At 62.0% G+C, this 16,088-nt stretch carries 13 protein-coding genes and 1 pseudogene; 10 read left to right on the top strand and 4 right to left on the bottom strand.

Features of this window, described 5'->3' with window-relative positions; genetic code table 11:
* Together RTX98_RS12920 and RTX98_RS12925 are read right to left on the bottom strand one after the other, a co-directional pair.
* The coding region (locus tag RTX98_RS12920; RefSeq protein ID WP_312797050.1) for a response regulator at nucleotides 1-390 on the bottom strand (390 nt) is incomplete at its 3' end.
* The gene (locus RTX98_RS12925) at nucleotides 380-3,763 is read right to left on the bottom strand and encodes an ATP-binding protein (protein WP_312797052.1); all 3,384 of its coding nucleotides are present in this window, start codon (nucleotides 3,761-3,763) and stop codon (nucleotides 380-382) included. The genes RTX98_RS12920 and RTX98_RS12925, both read right to left, overlap by 11 nt.
* A 211-nt stretch (nucleotides 3,764-3,974) precedes the next feature.
* Between RTX98_RS12925 and urtA the strand changes: the two genes are divergently transcribed.
* From urtA to ureC, 10 genes and pseudogenes are all read left to right on the top strand, one after another.
* Nucleotides 3,975-5,276, top strand: a complete 1,302-nt coding sequence (gene urtA, locus RTX98_RS12930; RefSeq protein WP_312797054.1) for an urea ABC transporter substrate-binding protein — start codon at nucleotides 3,975-3,977, stop codon at nucleotides 5,274-5,276.
* A 71-nt stretch (nucleotides 5,277-5,347) separates the two neighbouring features.
* Nucleotides 5,348-6,994 (top strand): urea ABC transporter permease subunit UrtB, encoded by a 1,647-nt coding sequence (urtB, locus tag RTX98_RS12935; RefSeq protein WP_312797055.1) that lies wholly within the window; start codon nucleotides 5,348-5,350, stop codon nucleotides 6,992-6,994.
* Nucleotides 6,991-8,145: an urea ABC transporter permease subunit UrtC gene (gene urtC, locus RTX98_RS12940; protein WP_312797056.1), complete on the top strand. Its 1,155-nt coding sequence runs from the start codon at nucleotides 6,991-6,993 to the stop codon at nucleotides 8,143-8,145. The genes urtB and urtC overlap by 4 nt, the downstream gene beginning before the upstream one ends.
* A gap of 2 nt (nucleotides 8,146-8,147) precedes the next feature.
* A complete protein-coding gene (gene urtD / locus RTX98_RS12945) occupies nucleotides 8,148-8,894 on the top strand; it encodes an urea ABC transporter ATP-binding protein UrtD (RefSeq protein WP_312797057.1) in 747 nt (248 codons plus the stop codon).
* Between the two features lie 8 nt (nucleotides 8,895-8,902).
* Complete coding sequence (gene urtE, locus RTX98_RS12950; protein ID WP_312797059.1) at nucleotides 8,903-9,598, top strand: urea ABC transporter ATP-binding subunit UrtE; 696 nt, start codon at nucleotides 8,903-8,905, stop codon at nucleotides 9,596-9,598.
* A 43-nt stretch (nucleotides 9,599-9,641) separates the two neighbouring features.
* Entirely contained in the window at nucleotides 9,642-10,436 is a 795-nt protein-coding gene (locus tag RTX98_RS12955) for an urease accessory protein UreD (protein ID WP_312797060.1), read from the top strand.
* 13 nt (nucleotides 10,437-10,449) lie between these two features.
* Nucleotides 10,450-10,752 (top strand): urease subunit gamma, encoded by a 303-nt coding sequence (locus RTX98_RS12960; protein WP_312797061.1) that lies wholly within the window; start codon nucleotides 10,450-10,452, stop codon nucleotides 10,750-10,752.
* 30 nt (nucleotides 10,753-10,782) lie between these two features.
* Nucleotides 10,783-11,362 (top strand): annotated as a pseudogene (locus RTX98_RS12965) (HupE/UreJ family protein).
* Between the two features lie 4 nt (nucleotides 11,363-11,366).
* On the top strand, nucleotides 11,367-11,672 hold the full coding sequence (locus RTX98_RS12970) for an urease subunit beta (protein WP_312797062.1): 306 nt from the start codon (nucleotides 11,367-11,369) through the stop codon (nucleotides 11,670-11,672).
* Nucleotides 11,672-13,384, top strand: a complete 1,713-nt coding sequence (ureC, locus tag RTX98_RS12975) for an urease subunit alpha (RefSeq protein ID WP_312797063.1) — start codon at nucleotides 11,672-11,674, stop codon at nucleotides 13,382-13,384. Before RTX98_RS12970 ends, ureC begins: the two co-directional genes overlap by 1 nt.
* A gap of 116 nt (nucleotides 13,385-13,500) precedes the next feature.
* Here the strand turns inward: ureC and RTX98_RS12980 are convergent, their stop codons facing one another.
* Nucleotides 13,501-15,129, bottom strand: coding sequence for a thiamine pyrophosphate-binding protein (locus RTX98_RS12980; RefSeq protein ID WP_312797064.1), 1,629 nt, complete (start codon nucleotides 15,127-15,129; stop codon nucleotides 13,501-13,503).
* A 61-nt stretch (nucleotides 15,130-15,190) separates the two neighbouring features.
* Complete coding sequence (locus tag RTX98_RS12985) at nucleotides 15,191-15,973, bottom strand: ABC transporter permease (protein ID WP_416223121.1); 783 nt, start codon at nucleotides 15,971-15,973, stop codon at nucleotides 15,191-15,193.
* Between the last annotated feature and the right edge of the window lie 115 nt (nucleotides 15,974-16,088).

Here is a 16,088-nt window from a genome sequence, read left to right on the forward strand (position 1 = left end):
GCGGGTTTGGCGCGCGATTGCCAGATGCACGCGCATGCGCGCCCGCAATTCCTCGAGGTTGATCGGCTTCGTGAGATAATCCACGCCGCCGGACTCCAGTGCGTGCACGACGTGCTCGGTGTCGGTCAGAGCCGTCATGAAGATCACGGGTGCATGGCCAAGGCCGGGCAGGGCCTTCAATCGCCGGCAGGTCTCGAACCCGTTCAGGCCGGGCATCACCGCATCCATCAGGATGACATCAGGAACGATCTCGGCCGCGATCTTGAGTGCTGCCTCGCCGCTGGTGGCTACGAGCACGTCGACCCCGGCCTGTTCCAGCGCATGGGTGATGAAGCCCAGCGCATCGGGAGAATCGTCGACAACCAGAACGATGTCACCTTCAGGTTGCAACGCCGACCTCTTCCTTCATGCTTTCGAGCAGCTTCAAATAACCTGCAAAGTCATAGACTTCGACATGCGCCCGCAACTTCTCGATAAGAGGTCGATAGCCTGGGGTGACACTTAGATCGGCAAGTTTGCGATCGATGCCGCGCATGAAGCCAATTCGTCCCAGCCGCAGCAATTCCTCGATCTCGTCGGCATTGGGCATGGCTAACAGGGTTCCGAGTTCCAGGTTAGGCTGAGGTTTCACGCCTTCGTCGGCCTTCTTGATCCAGTCGAGACCAAGCTGGAGACCGATCCTGTCGAGCAACTGCGTGAGGCTGAACGGCTTGGCGAGTGCATCGTCATGGCCGGAATGCTCGCCACTGCGCGCAACGCCATCGCCGATATTGGCCGAAAGCATGATCACAGGCGCGCCGATGCCGCGTGCACGCAGGCGCTCGACCAACTCCCATCCCGTCATGTCCGGCATCAGGATATCGACAAGGAAGAGGTCGGGGACCAAGCCTTCGAGCAGCGTCAGACAGTCCGGACCATCGGTTGCAGTCAGAATTGTGAAGCCCAGCGGCACCAGCATCTGCCGGACCATGTCGCGGTGATCGGCATTGTCGTCGACCACCATGATCGTGCGTCGGGCGCCTGCATAGCCGGTGATCGTCGCATCCTGCACGGCAAGGCTGGCAGGGCGGTTGACTCGCGCCAGCAACAAGCGCGCCTGGAAAGTCGATCCTTCGCCGAGTCTGCTTCGGACAGTGATCTCGCCCCCGAGCGTCTCGGTCAAAAGCTTGGTGATCGTCAGGCCGAGGCCCAGACCGGGCGAAAGCCTATCGCGTTCGGCGCGACCGCGCGTAAAGGGCTCGAAGATGCGCTGGAGATCATCGGGATCGATGCCCGGCCCGCTATCGCTGACCTGGAAGCTCGCGACTTCCGAGCGATAGGTGATCGCAAGCTCCACATGTCCGCTGCGCGTGAACTTGATGGCATTGGACAGAAGATTGACCAGGATCTGCCGCAGCCGCTTTTCATCGGTGCGAACATAAAGCGGCAAGGCGGAATCACGCTTTTCGTGGAAGGTGAGGCCCTTTGCTTCCGCCTGCATGCGGAACATACCGACGATCTGGTCGAGAAACTCGGAGAGGTTGATCTCGTTGGAATAGACCTGCAGCCGACCCGCCTCGATCTTGGAAATGTCCAGCAAACCGTCGATGAGGCCGGACAGATGCTCCGCCGAGCGGCGGATCACCTTGACCCCTGACTGCCAGGCCGGTGGCGCTTCGCTTTCGCGTTCAAGGATCTGCGCATAGCCCATCACGGCGTTGAGCGGCGTGCGCAACTCATGGCTGAGGCCCACGACATAGCGGCTCTTGGCGCGGTTAGCGGCTTCGGCTTTTTCCTTGGCGTCCTGAAGGGCCGCATCCGTCTTCCGATGCGCGGCGATCTCGCGCAGAAACAGCGTGTTCTGCCGCGCGCTTTCTTCTTCCGCGACCTTGCGGGTGTCATGGGCGAGCACGAGGAACCAGGACACGACGCCGGCCACCACCGACAGGATGAAGAACACCACGACAATGGTTGCGCCCACCACCTCCGCCGTGTCCGGTGCTGCGCGTGTTGCGAAGGCATAGACCATGCCGAGGATCGCCGCGAGCATGCCGAGCGACAGAGCCATCGCGATGCCGAAGCGGCCGAGCCGGGTTTGCAGGCTTTCCACCGCCCAGGATGGGAGCGTCGCATCCGCCACCACCTGTGCCTGCGCGCGCAGATGGGCCTTTGGCTTGCACAGATCGTGGCAGCGTGCATCGAGCGAGCAGCAAAGCGAACAGATCGGCGCGGCATAGGCTGGACACCAAGCCATGTCCTCGGGCTCGAACGGATGCTCGCAGATCGAGCAGTTGATTTCGCTTCGGCTCGCCCAGCTACGGCGTGGCCGCCGCGCGAGATAATAGCGACCGCCCGTTGCCCAGGCGATCGCCGGTGCGGCCACAAAGGCGACAACCAGCGCGATGTAAGGCGCCAGCGCTGCGGCCATGGCGCCGAACGCACCGAAATGCGCCGCCAGCGCTGTGCCGCCCGACAGGATCATGGCCCCGACGCCAACCGGATTGACGTCGTAGAGATGCGCGCGCTTGAACTCGATGCCATCGGGCGCAAGACCAAGCGGCTTGTTGACGAACAGATCGGCCGAAACGGTGCTGAGCCAGGCCATCGCCACGAGGGAAAAGACCGTCAGCGTTTGTTCCAGCAGGCGGTAGATGCCAAGCTGCATCAAAAGCAGCGCGATCGCTACGTTGAACACCAGCCACACCACGCGGCCGGGATGGCTGTGCGTCAGGCGGGCAAAGAAGTTCGACCACGCCAGCGACCCCGCATAAGCGTTCATGACGTTGATCTTGAGCTGGGAAACAACGACGAACGCCACCATCAGCATGAGTGCCGCAGTCTCGTTCGGCATCATGTAGCCAAAGGCCGCCGCATACATCTGCGCGGGTTCAGCGGCGTGCTCGGCCGGTACGCCCATCGAGAGCGCCAGCACCGCCAGAAACGAGCCCGCAATCAGCTTCGGCGCGCCGAGCACGACCCATCCCGGTCCCGCCAGAAAGACGCTCAGCCGGTAGCGGCGGCTCGTCGTGTCATGCGCCGGCACGAAGCGCAGGAAGTCTACCTGTTCGCCGATCTGGGTCATGAGGGCGAGAATGACGGCGGAAGCCGCACCGAACTTGGCGACATCGAGCAATGCAACGCCGTTTACTGGCTCATGCGCGCCGGGAAAGCTCCACCACAGCGCCAGCTTGTCCCAATCCAGCAGGAAGATGAACAGAAAGGGCAGGATGTTCAGCACGATCCAGACCGGCTGCGTCAGGATCTGAAACCGACTGATCAACCGCACGCCATGCGTCACCAGCGGGATCACCGCCACTGCGCTGACGATATAGCCCAGCCACAGCGGTACGCCGAGCGCCAGTTCCAGTGCGCTCGACATGATCGAGGCTTCGATCGCGAACAGGATGAACGTAAAGCTGGCATAGATAAGCGACGTCACTGTCGAACCGACATAGCCGAAGCCCGCGCCGCGCGTCAGCAGGTCGATGTCGAGCCCGTGACGCATCGCATAACGCGCGATCGGGATGCCTACGGCCAGGATGCAGAGGCTGGCGATGAGAATGGCCGCAACCGCGTTGACCGAGCCATAGGAGAGCGTGATCGCGCCGCCGATCGCTTCCAGCGCCAGAAAGGAGATCGCACCGATCGCCGTCTGCGAAATCCGTCGGCTTGAAAACCGACGCGCGCTCTTGGCGGTGAAGCGAAGCGCGTAATCCTCCAGTGTTTCGTCGGCCACCCAGCGGTTGTACTCGCGCCGAACTGGCAAGATCCGCTGCCGCGCCATCGATATCCCAGTCATCCGCGCGTGAAGCGCTTCGCGCGCAGATGACTACAATCAAGCCATTTCTGCAATATGCCAAAAGTTTAGGCTGTTGGTAGCTTGCTACGTCCCTGAAGCCACTACGTCAATCGACGTATGTGCACTGCGAAAAGATGCGGGCAGTCTGCTGGTGGGGCCACGGATGCGGCCGCATCTTTCGAAGGGGAACATAAAAATGAACCTGAAACTTACGCGTCGCGCGGTGCTGGCCGCAGCGCTGGCTGGCTCGATCAGCTTCACTGCCGGCGCTTCTTTTGCGCAGGAAGAAACCATCAAGGTCGGCGTTCTTCATTCGCTGTCGGGCACGATGGCGATCTCGGAGACCACGCTCAAGGACACGATGCTGTTCCTGATCGACGAGCAGAACAAGAAGGGCGGCGTGCTCGGCAAGAAGCTCGAAGCCGTGGTGGTCGATCCCGCGTCCGACTGGCCGCTTTTCGCTGAAAAGGCCCGCGAGCTGATATCGGCCAACAAGGTCGCCGCCGTGTTCGGCTGCTGGACCTCGGTATCGCGCAAATCGGTGCTGCCGGTGTTCGAGGAGTTGAACAACATCCTGTTCTACCCCGTGCAGTATGAGGGCGAGGAATCGCAGCGCAACGTCTTCTACACGGGTGCTGCACCGAACCAGCAGGCAATCCCGGCTGTCGACTACCTGATGAACGACGAAGGCGTCGAGCGCTGGGTTCTGGCCGGCACCGACTATGTTTATCCGCAGACCACGAACAAGATCCTGGTCGCCTATCTGGAAGCCAAGGGCGTGGCCAAGGAAGACATTATGGTCAACTACACGCCGTTCGGTCACTCCGACTGGCAGACGATCGTGACCGACATCAAGAACTTCGGCTCGACCGGCAAGAAGACCGCCGTGGTTTCCACCATCAACGGCGACGCCAACGTGCCCTTCTACAAGGAACTCGCCAATCAGGGCATCAAGGCCGAAGACATCCCGGTTGTCGCGTTCTCGGTGGGTGAAGAAGAACTCGCTGGTCTCGACACCGCACCGCTGGTCGGTCACCTGACGGCCTGGAACTACTTCCAGTCGGTCGATACGCCTGAGAATGCCGACTTCATCGCCAAGTGGAAGGCCTATATCAAGAACGACAAGCGCGTCACCAACGACCCTATGGAAGCCCACTACATCGGCTTCAACATGTGGGTGAAGGCTGTCGAGAAGGCCGGCACCACCGATCCGGACGCTGTGATCGACGCACTGGTCGGGGTATCCGTGCCGAACCTGTCGGGCGGTTATTCCACTATGATGCCGAACCACCACATCACCAAGCCCGTGCTGATCGGCGAGATCCAGGCCGATGGCCAGATGGAAACGGTTTGGGAAACGCCGGGCCTCGTGGTGGGTGACGAATGGTCTGACTACCTGGCCGACTCCAAGGACCTGATCGCCGATTGGCGCGCCCCGATGAATTGCGGCAACTTTAACACCGCTTCCGGCAAGTGCGGCGGCAAGGCCACCAACTAAAAACCAGCTGACGACCCGGGCGGCGGTTTCCGCCGTCCGGACTTACTGCCGCCCGGACCTGGAAGCTGACCTTGCAAAGACGTGTCCACCATTGCCGACAAAGCCGCAGTCTCGCAGTTCTCTCGCTGCTTCTGGCTTTCGTCATCGCCTTCCTCGCTCCGGCCCATGCCGACGAAGCGCAGATCCGCGCAATCATCACGAAATTTGCCGACGCCAAGGGCTTCCCGCAGATCGAGGCGATCGTGCAGGAACTCGGCGCCACTGGCGATCCGGCCGTGGCGCGTCCGCTCAACGCCCTGGCGGATGGCGCTCTCCATGCCCGCAAGACCGACAGTCAGATTTTCATTGTTGAAGAAGGCGGCGGATTTCGCGTGCTTGATCCGCTGTCCGGCGAAGTCGTCGCGGATGCCGGCGTTGCGCGTGATTACACCAAAATCCGCGTCAACAATGGGCTGCGCCGCACGATCCGCGGTGTGCTGGGCTCACTGACGCTCGGCGCCACGGACGGCAATGCGCGCATGCGCGCTGCCAACACGCTATTCCAAACGCCTGATCCCCAAACGATCGAAGCACTGGATGCCGCGATCCCTGGCGAAAGCGTGCCTGCAGTCAAGATCCGCCTGCAGCAAGCCCGCGCCGCTGCCGTTTTGCAATCCGATCTGCCTGATGCCCAGAAGGAGGAGGCCATCGCCCTTCTCGGCGGCATGGGCGACCGCGCGGCGCTCTCGCTGCTCAACGGGTTCGCGGCCAACGCGCAGGGCGATCTCAAATCCGCTGCACAAGGCGCGGCCGACCGTATCAACACGACGCTGGCCGCCTGGGACATGGCTCAGAATGTCTGGTTCGGCCTGTCGCTCGGATCGGTTCTCCTGCTGGCCGCCATCGGCCTCGCCATCACCTTCGGCGTCATGGGCGTCATCAACATGGCGCATGGCGAAATGGTGATGCTCGGCGCCTACACGACCTTCGCCGTGCAGGAAGCAATCCGGGCCAATGCGCCCGGCTTGTTCGACTGGTCGCTCCTTATCGCCGCACCCACCGCCTTTCTCGTTGCCGGTGTGGTCGGCTTCGCGATGGAGCGAGGCATCATCCGCTTTCTTTACGGCCGTCCGCTGGAAACGCTGCTCGCCACATGGGGTGTGTCGCTGATCCTGCAGCAGGCCGTGCGCACCATCTTCGGCCCGAACAATCGCGAGGTCGGCAATCCCTCATGGATGTCGGGCTCGTTCGAGATCGGACAATTGGCCATCACCTGGAACCGGCTCTGGATCGTGGTTTTCGCGCTGGCCGTCTTTGCCGTCCTGCTGTTCGTCTTTAACCGCACGAGCTGGGGCCTGCATATGCGCGCGGTCACCCAGAACCGGCGCATGGCCGCCTCCATGGGCATCCGCACCCCTTGGGTTGATGCCTTCACCTTCGCGCTGGGTTCGGGCATCGCCGGTATTGCGGGCGTGGCGCTGAGCCAGATCGGCAATGTTTCGCCCAATCTCGGCCAAAGCTACATCATCGACAGCTTCATGGTGGTGGTGTTCGGCGGCGTCGGCAATTTGTGGGGTACGCTGGTCGGCGCGATGAGCCTCGGCGTCCTCAACAAGTTCCTCGAACCCTATGCCGGCGCCGTGCTCGGCAAGATCCTCGTCCTCGTGCTGATCATCCTGTTCATCCAGAAGCGACCGCGCGGCCTGTTTGCGCTCAAGGGCAGGGCAGTGGAAGCATGATCACACAACGCCTCCTAAGCAACGGTTTCAGCGCCCGCATCCAGCTCACGCTGCTGCTTCTGGTCGTGGTAGCCATCCTCGTACCCGTCCTCAACCTGTCCCTGCCAGCGGACAGCCCCTTCCACGTGCCGACCTACCTCGTGGCGCTATTCGGCAAATATCTCTGCTATGCCCTGCTGGCTCTCGCACTCGACCTGGTGTGGGGTTATTGCGGCATTCTTTCGCTCGGCCACGGCGCGTTCTTCGCGCTCGGCGGCTATGCGATGGGCATGTATCTCATGCGCCAGATCGGTTCGCGCGGTGTTTATGCCAATCCGATCCTGCCGGATTTCATGGTCTTCCTGAATTATCAGGAGTTGCCCTGGTTCTGGCTCGGCTTCGACCGGTTCTGGTTCGCCGCGCTGATGGTCATGGCCGTGCCCGGTCTGCTCGCCTTCGTGTTCGGCTGGTTCGCCTTCCGCTCCCGCGTCACCGGCGTTTACCTCTCCATCATCACCCAGGCCATGACCTATGCGCTGCTGCTGGCTTTTTTCCGCAACGACATGGGCTTCGGCGGCAATAATGGCCTGACCGACTTCAAGGACATTCTGGGTTTTCCGGTCCAGGCTCAAACGACACGCGCAACATTGTTTGCCCTGAGCGCCTTTGCACTGGCTCTGGGCGTTTTGGTCACAGCTGCCATCGTCGGCTCAAAATACGGAAAGCTGATGATCGCCGTGCGCGACGCCGAGCCACGCACGCGCTTCCTTGGCTGGCGGCCGGAAAACGTGAAGCTCTTCGCCTTCGTGGTGTCTGCCGTCATGGCCGGCATCGCCGGTGCGCTTTACGTGCCGCAGGTCGGCATCATCAATCCCGGCGAATTCGCACCGGCCAACTCCATCGAAGTTGTGGTGTGGACGGCAGTTGGCGGGCGCGGCACGATCATCGGACCGATCATCGGGGCGCTGCTGGTGAATGGCGCCAAGAGCTGGTTCACCGGCGCATTGCCCGAACTCTGGCTGTTTGCGCTGGGCGGGCTGTTCATCTTCGTCACGCTGTTCCTGCCCAAGGGCATCCTCGGCCTCTACGACCAGTGGACGGGCCGTCGCCGTCGCATACGCAAACAAGAGCTCGCGCCCTTGCCCGGCGCCGAAGTCCAGCCGGCGGAATGAGCATGAGCAAAAGCGGGACAATCCTCTACCTCGACGGCGTGTCGGTGGCCTTCGACGGCTTCAAGGCGATCAACAATCTGTCGCTGGTGCTCGACCGGGGTGAGATGCGGGCCATCATCGGTCCCAACGGCGCCGGCAAGACCACCATGATGGACATCATCACCGGCAAGACCCGGCCGAATTCCGGACAGGTCTTCTTTAACGGCGATATCGATCTCACCAAGCATGATGAAGCCGACATCGCCACGATGGGCATTGGCCGCAAGTTCCAGAAGCCGACGGTGTTCGAGAGCCATACGGTCGAGGACAATCTGGTTCTGGCACTCGCCGGAGAGCGTTCGATACTGTCGGCTCTGTTCGCGCGCCGATCGTCAGGGGAAAGTGTGCGGATCGACGAGATCCTCCAAACGGTCCGTCTCACCCACCGCCGCGACGATCTCGCCGCCGACCTCAGCCATGGCCAGAAGCAATGGCTGGAGATCGGCATGCTGCTGGCGCAGGATCCAAAGCTGCTCCTGGTCGACGAGCCTGTGGCCGGCATGACCGATGCGGAAACGGAAGAAACTGCAAGGCTCCTCAAGGACATAGCGCGCGATCATTCCGTGATCGTGGTCGAACACGACATGCATTTTGTCAGGGAACTCGGCGTCAAGGTCACCTGCCTGCATGAAGGCTCGGTGCTGTCCGAAGGATCGCTCGACCATGTTTCCGCCGACCCGCGCGTGGTCGAAGTCTATCTCGGACGGTGAGAAGCAGCATGCTCGAAGTCAAAAACGCGGTTCTGCATTATGGCGCGGCGCAAGCTCTACGCGGGGTTTCGATCCAGGCCGAGCCGGGCAAGATCACCTGCGTGCTTGGCCGCAACGGCGTCGGCAAGACCAGTCTGATGCGCGCGATCGTCGGTCATCATCGGCTCACCTCGGGCAGCGTGCAGTTCGAGGGCAGGTCGATCGGCTCTACGGCCGCGTATGATCGAGCCCGTTCTGGCATCGGATTTGTGCCGCAAGGGCGGGAAATCTTCCCGCTTTTGACCGTAAAGGAGAACCTTTTTACCGGTTTTGCGCCGCTAAACCGGAAAAACAGGAGCATTCCTGCTGATGTTTTCCAGCTTTTTCCGGTGCTGAATGCGATGCTGGCACGACGCGGCGGCGATCTTTCCGGTGGCCAACAACAGCAACTCGCGATCGGCCGGGCATTGGTCATGCGGCCAAAAATGCTGATCCTCGACGAACCCACAGAAGGCATCCAGCCTTCGATCATCAAGGATATCGGACGCGCTCTGCAATTCCTTCGCGACCAGATGGGCATGACGATCCTGCTGGTCGAACAATATCTCGACTTCTGCCGGCAGCTCGCCGACACCATCTACATCATGGATCGCGGTGAGATCTTGCATTCGGGGCCAGCCAGCGATCTCGACATGCCTGAGGTAAAGCGGCATCTCACCGTCTGATATCATGCAATTTCAGCTCACGAACGCAGCGCCGCCTATCACCATGCAACGCTCCTCCGGCACAGGCCGGCTGGGTACGCAGTTGCGCGATGGCCGCACCCGGCTGGCGACGCTCTATCAGGAAGGCTGCTGCAAGCTTCGATTGCCGCGGGCGCACGGATCGGCGCTGGAAGCCGTGCTCATCAACACGTCCGGCGGCCTTACGGGCGGCGATGCGATTGCCTGGGAAGCCGAGGCTTCCGCCGGCTGCAAGGTGGTGCTGACGACGCAAGCCTGCGAACGAGCTTACCGGTCAACCGGCGATGCAGCCGCAATTTCGGTGAAGCTTCAGGCTGAGCGCGATGCTCATCTCGACTGGCTGCCGCAGGAAACGATCCTGTTCGAAAGGAGCCGGCTGGAGCGCAGGCTTGAGGTCGATCTGGAGGAGGGCGCCACCTTTACGGCGGTGGAAGCGGTTCTCCTTGGCCGCGAGGCCATGGGCGAGACGGCGCGCCGTGCCTGCCTCAGCGATAACTGGCGCATTCGCCGCAACGGGCGGCTGATCCATGCGGAAGCGACACGTCTGGACGGAACCGACATCGAACGCGGCGCCCTGTCGCTTCTCGCCGGCAATAACGCCTTTGCCACCGTTCTGGCGATAACGCCCGATGCCGCAGAAAAATTGCAAGCGCTGCGCTCCTTGCTTCCGGCGCATGTCGCAGCCGGTGCAAGCGTCATCGAGGATCGGCTGGTTCTGCGCGCGCTCGCGCCATCAGGCCTTGCGCTGCGACGCATTCTAGCTCCAGCAATTGCGCTGCTTTCAGGCGCCGGTACGCTGCCGCGCTTGTGGACCATCTGAGAAGGACCGGACGATGAATCTCACGCCGCGCGAAAAAGACAAGCTGCTGATTTCCATGGCGGCCATGGTCGCGCGACGCAGGCTGGAGCGCGGCGTGAAGCTCAACCATCCCGAAGCCATCGCGCTGATCAGCGATTTCGTGGTGGAAGGTGCGCGCGACGGGCGCTCGGTCGCCGATCTCATGGAAGCCGGCGCGCATGTGATTACGCGCGAGCAGGTCATGGAAGGCGTGCCTGAAATGATCCACGACATCCAGGTCGAGGCAACATTCCCGGACGGCACCAAGCTGGTGACCGTTCACGAGCCGATCCGCTGATTACTAGCAATTTCCGAGGGAACACCCATGATGATCCGCAACCGCCTGGCAATCAGCGCTTTCGTTTTTCTCGCGGCAACCGTGCCCGCTTTCGCGCATCTCGATCCTGGCGAGCACGGCTCGTTTGCAGCAGGCTTCTCGCATCCGCTGTTTGGCGCCGATCATATCTTGGCCGTGGTCGCGGTCGGACTTTGGGCGGCTCTGCTCGGCGGTCGTGCACTGTGGCAGGTGCGGAACGATGATGCTCGGTTTTGCTGCAGCCCTCTTCGGCGCGCCGCTGCCCTTCGTGGAACCTGTGATCCTCGCTTCCGTCGTCGTCATCGGGCTGGCAGCGGCTGCCGCGCTCAAGGTTCCCACGCCGGCGGCCATGGCGATGGTTGGCTTCTTCGCCTTCTTCCATGGCCATGCGCATGGCGGGGAACTCGGCGAGGCAGGGGCTGCGTCCTTCATGATCGGCTTTGCGCTGGCCACCGCTTTTCTGCATCTGGCGGGCGTGGTGATCGGCCTTGGACTGGGGCGGGTGTTTGGCGGTCCATTTGGCCAGATGGTGACGCGCGGCGCCGGTGGTCTGACGGCACTGGCCGGTCTTTGGCTGGCGCTCGGAGCCTGACGCCATGATCCCCGGAGAAGTGATCCCACAAAGCGGCGACATCGAGCTGAACGCCGGCGCGCCGCAGCTCGCGCTGGAAGTCGCCAATACCGGCGATCGGCCGGTTCAGGTCGGCTCGCACTACCACTTCTTCGAGGTCAACGAAGGTCTGCGCTTTGAGCGCGACAAGGCGCGTGGCATGCGCCTCGACATCGCGGCAGGAACGGCCGTGCGGTTCGAACCGGGACAAACCCGCGAAGTACGGCTCGTTCCGCTTGGCGGCGCGCGCAGGGTTTACGGCTTCCAGCAGAAGATCATGGGAAAACTCTGATGCCGGCAAAGATCTCCCGCGCGGCCTATGCCGACATGTACGGCCCGACCGTCGGCGATAAGGTCAGGCTTGCCGACACCGAGCTCTTCATCGAGGTCGAGAAGGATTTCACCGTCTATGGCGAGGAGGTGAAGTTCGGCGGCGGCAAGGTGATCCGTGACGGAATGGGTCAGAGCCAAGCTACGCGCGCGCAAGGGGCCGTCGATACCGTCATCACCAATGCTCTGATCGTCGATCACACCGGTATCTACAAGGCCGATGTCGGTCTGCGCGACGGCATGATCGCCGCCATCGGCAAGGCGGGCAATCCCGATACGCAGCCTGGCGTCACGATCATCGTCGGGCCCGGCACTGAGGTGATCGCGGGCGAAGGCAAGATCCTCACGGCCGGCGGTTTCGACACGCATATCCATTTCATCTGCCCGCAGCAGATCGAAGAGGCCCTGATGTCGGGCCTGACCTCCATGCTCGGCGGCGGCACGGGACCAGCGCATGGCACGCTTGCCACGACCTGCACGCCCGGTCCGTGGCATCTCGGTCGGATGATCCAGGCTTTCGATGCCTTTCCCATGAACATCGGTTTGGCCGGGAAGGGCAACGCCTCGCTGCCCGGTGCGCTGATCGAGATGGTGGAAGGTGGAGCCTGCGCGCTGAAGCTGCATGAAGACTGGGGCACGACGCCGGCCGCGATCGACAATTGCCTGAACGTTGCCGACGACTTCGACGTTCAGGTGATGATCCACACAGATACGCTGAATGAAAGCGGCTTCGTGGAAGACACGCTGGCAGCCTTCAAGGGCCGCACCATCCATTCCTACCATACGGAAGGGGCGGGCGGCGGTCACGCGCCGGATATCATCAAGGTCGCGGGCTTTGCCAATGTCATCCCGTCGTCCACCAACCCGACGCGGCCTTATACCCGCAACACGGTTGCCGAGCATCTCGACATGCTGATGGTGTGCCATCATCTCGACGCCTCGATTCCCGAAGACGTGGCCTTCGCGGAAAGCCGCATCCGCAAGGAAACGATTGCCGCGGAAGACATTCTGCACGACCTCGGCGCTTTCTCGATCATCTCGTCGGACAGCCAGGCGATGGGCCGCGTCGGCGAGGTCATCATCCGCACCTGGCAGACCGCCGACAAGATGAAGCGCCAGCGCGGGGCCTTGCCGGAAGAGAGTGGCGACAACGACAATTTCCGCGTCCGCCGCTATATCGCCAAGTACACGATCAACCCGGCGATCGCGCACGGGGTTTCGCGCTACATCGGCTCCATCGAGGTCGGCAAGCGCGCCGATCTCATTTTGTGGAAGCCGGCCTTCTTCGGCGTCAAGCCGGAACTGGTTCTGCTTGGCGGCACCATCGTCGCCGCGCCCATGGGGGATCCGAACGCGTCCATTCCAACACCGCAGCCGATGCACTACCGCCCGATGTTTGGCGCATATGGCAAGGCGGTGTCGGCATCGTCCGTGACCTTCACGTCCCGCGCGGCACTCGACAGCGGTTTGCGCGAGCGGCTTGGCGTCGATAAGGCCATGATCGCGGTTGAGAATACGCGCGGCGGGATCGGCAAGGCCGCGATGAAACTCAATGATGCCACGCCGCATCTGGAGGTCGATCCGGAGACCTATGAAGTCCGGGCGGATGGCATGCTGCTGACCTGCGAACCGGCGGACGTGCTCCCGATGGCGCAGCGATACTTTCTGTTTTAGCTGCTGCTCCAATTGCAGAGACGGCTTAGCTGAGGTGCAGCGCCTTCTCTGCCGTTGCCGACGTTCCGAGCGTCATTCGCTTGAAGCGAGACAGCTTCGGATAGGCCTGCGGGTCGTCAGATAGACACCTTGTCGGGATCCAAGCTAAGCTCGATCAAGCATGGTCCGTTCCGGCTGGTCAGCGTTTTCAGCGCTACCTCGAGCTCCGCTGGATTTGTGACCTTACAAGCGGTCATACCCATGGCACGCGCTATGCCGGTAAAATCAGGCGGGCTTGTCATGGACAGAGCGGGCGACATGCCCTTGTTCGTGAACTGGATGTGTTCAGCGCCGTAGCTGCCATCGTTGCAGAGGATAATGGCAAGGTCGAGCTTCTCGCGCACCACGGTCGACAGCTCGGTCAAGCCGCCCATGGTGAGGCCGCCGTCGCCGGCAACTAGAACCGTCAGTTTGTCAGGTGCCGCTCTTGCTGCCCCGATCGCTTCGCCGAGGCCGCAGCCGATTGAGGCGAAATTGGCAGTATAAACGAGATGGCGCGGGTCGCTCACGGGAACATTTCGCCAGGCGGAAACCACGAAGCGGCCAAGATCCGTCACGAGCACCCGGTCGCAAGGCAAGGCTTGATGGATCCGTCGCAAGGCGGGTTCATAGTCGATGGTGCCGTCCGATGTCTCGCGCGCTGGCGGCAGTTGTGCTTGTGCCTCTGCCTCTCGCGACAAGGCTTCGGCGAGATCGGCATCGGTTGCGCCCGATGGTGCAATCTCGGCCAAATCCAGCATTTCAACAATCTTGTCGGCCATCGAAGCGGGGTCGGCAATCAACAGCATGCCCGGATCGGTGCGCCGGTCGTTATCCAGCGGATCGCCCAGAATCTGGATCACGCGCTTACCGTTGAGCAGCTTGCCGTTATCGGTCGTCAACCGGCTGAGGCTTGCGCCAAAGGCGATGACGCAGTCGGACCTCAGCAGTGTTTCGAGGGCGACAGGGCGGGCAAGCGTCCCGAGAACGCCCAAGTCGAAGGGTGCGCCGTAGAACAGGCCGGATGCTTTCAGTGTCGTCGCGACGGGCGCTTCGAGGCGGGCCGCGAGCCGGAGGAGCGCAGCCTTCGCATCCGGCGCTATGGCGCCTCGGCCGGCAAGGATGAGAGGCCGCTTGGCCGAGGCAATCGCACCAAGGGCCTCGTCGAACGCGTCACCTTCAACGATGGCACTGCGAACAACAGGAATGGGCAGCTTCACCGGACTTGCAGCCGTCTTCTCCCATTGCAGATCTGCGCGCATGTTGAACACAACGGGCCGCCGCTCGAGGCGAGCTTGCCGAAAGGCACGCGCCAGATCGCTCGAGGCAGTATCCGGCGTTCGCATGTCCACGAAGCCGGCACCTGTTGCCTTGACCAACTCGCGCTGATCGATCTTCTGCAAATGTTCGCGATCATGCGGCGCCGTGTCGCCGCAAAGCAAGACCACCGGAACACCGCCCTTGGCGCCCTCCGCCAAGGCAGTCATGGCATTGGTAAGAGCCGGCCCATGGGTGATTGTCGCCACGCCAGTCTGCCCGGACACCTGGGCATAGCCGAGTGCCGCGAGAACCGCCGTTGCTTCGTGAGAACACGCCGTATAGCGGCCCCAGCCTGCGCGCACCCAGGCATCGACCATGTAGAGGTTGGCATCACCAATCAGGCCGAAAAGCTCCGTCACGCCGTGAGCGTGGAGGGACTGGGCCACAAGCTCGAAAACCGGTTTCATAGCGTGCATCCTGTGAAAGCCTTAGTGTTCGATCGCGTGTGACGAATAGGGGAAACGCCCGTCAGAAACGATGCACGCGCAGGCCCAAGACCTTTTCCGATATGATGACAACTAGGATGGTGACGACGATCGAGACGGTCGAAACGGCGGCCGCTTCCGGCGTGTAGTTCGTCTTCAGGTAATCGAACAGCTGGATCGGCAGCGTGGAACTGCCGATGCTCTTCAGCATGAAGCTAATGGTGAAGACGTCGAAGGAGATCACAAAAGCAAACAAGCATCCGCTGAAGACGCCGGGCTTGATCAGCGGCAAGGTGATGCGGCGGAAGCGGGTCCAGCGGCTGGCGCCCAGCGACTGCGCTGCCATCGACCAGTCAGGATCGTAGCCCTCGAGACTGGAGGTCACGTTCATGAACACGAAGGGCAGCGTGATCAGCACATGGCCGACGAGGAGGCCGAACATCGTGGTGGTGCCGATGCCGATGGCATACACAAAGAAGAGCAGCGAGATCGCCGTCAGCACTTCTGGAAGAAGCAGCGGCGACAGCATGGCGATCCGGATGGTTTCCTTCGAGCGGGCCGCATAGTTCACGTAGTAAACGGCGGCCATCGTACCTATGATGCCCGACACCACCATGGCGACTGCCGCGATCCAGAGCGACGTGCGGATCGCACGCATGAAGACTTCATTGTTGAGGAAGGCCACATACCAGCGCAGTGAGAAACCCTGCGGCGGAAAGGTCAGGAACTCGCCTGAGTTGAAAGATGCGCCGACCACGACGGCGATCGGCAGAAGCAGGAAAATGTAGATGATGACCGAATAGATGTTGAGTGCCTGACGCGCCATCATCCGACCTTCCACTTCATCCGCGTGGCGCGGGCAAAAATCATCACGATCACCGCACCGATCGCCGACAGCATGAGCGCGAGCGCCGCGCCCAGGGGCCACTGGAACGTGTCGA

It is taken from the genome of Tianweitania sp. (assembly GCF_032053605.1).
Classification (GTDB): Bacteria; Pseudomonadota; Alphaproteobacteria; order Rhizobiales; family Rhizobiaceae; genus Tianweitania.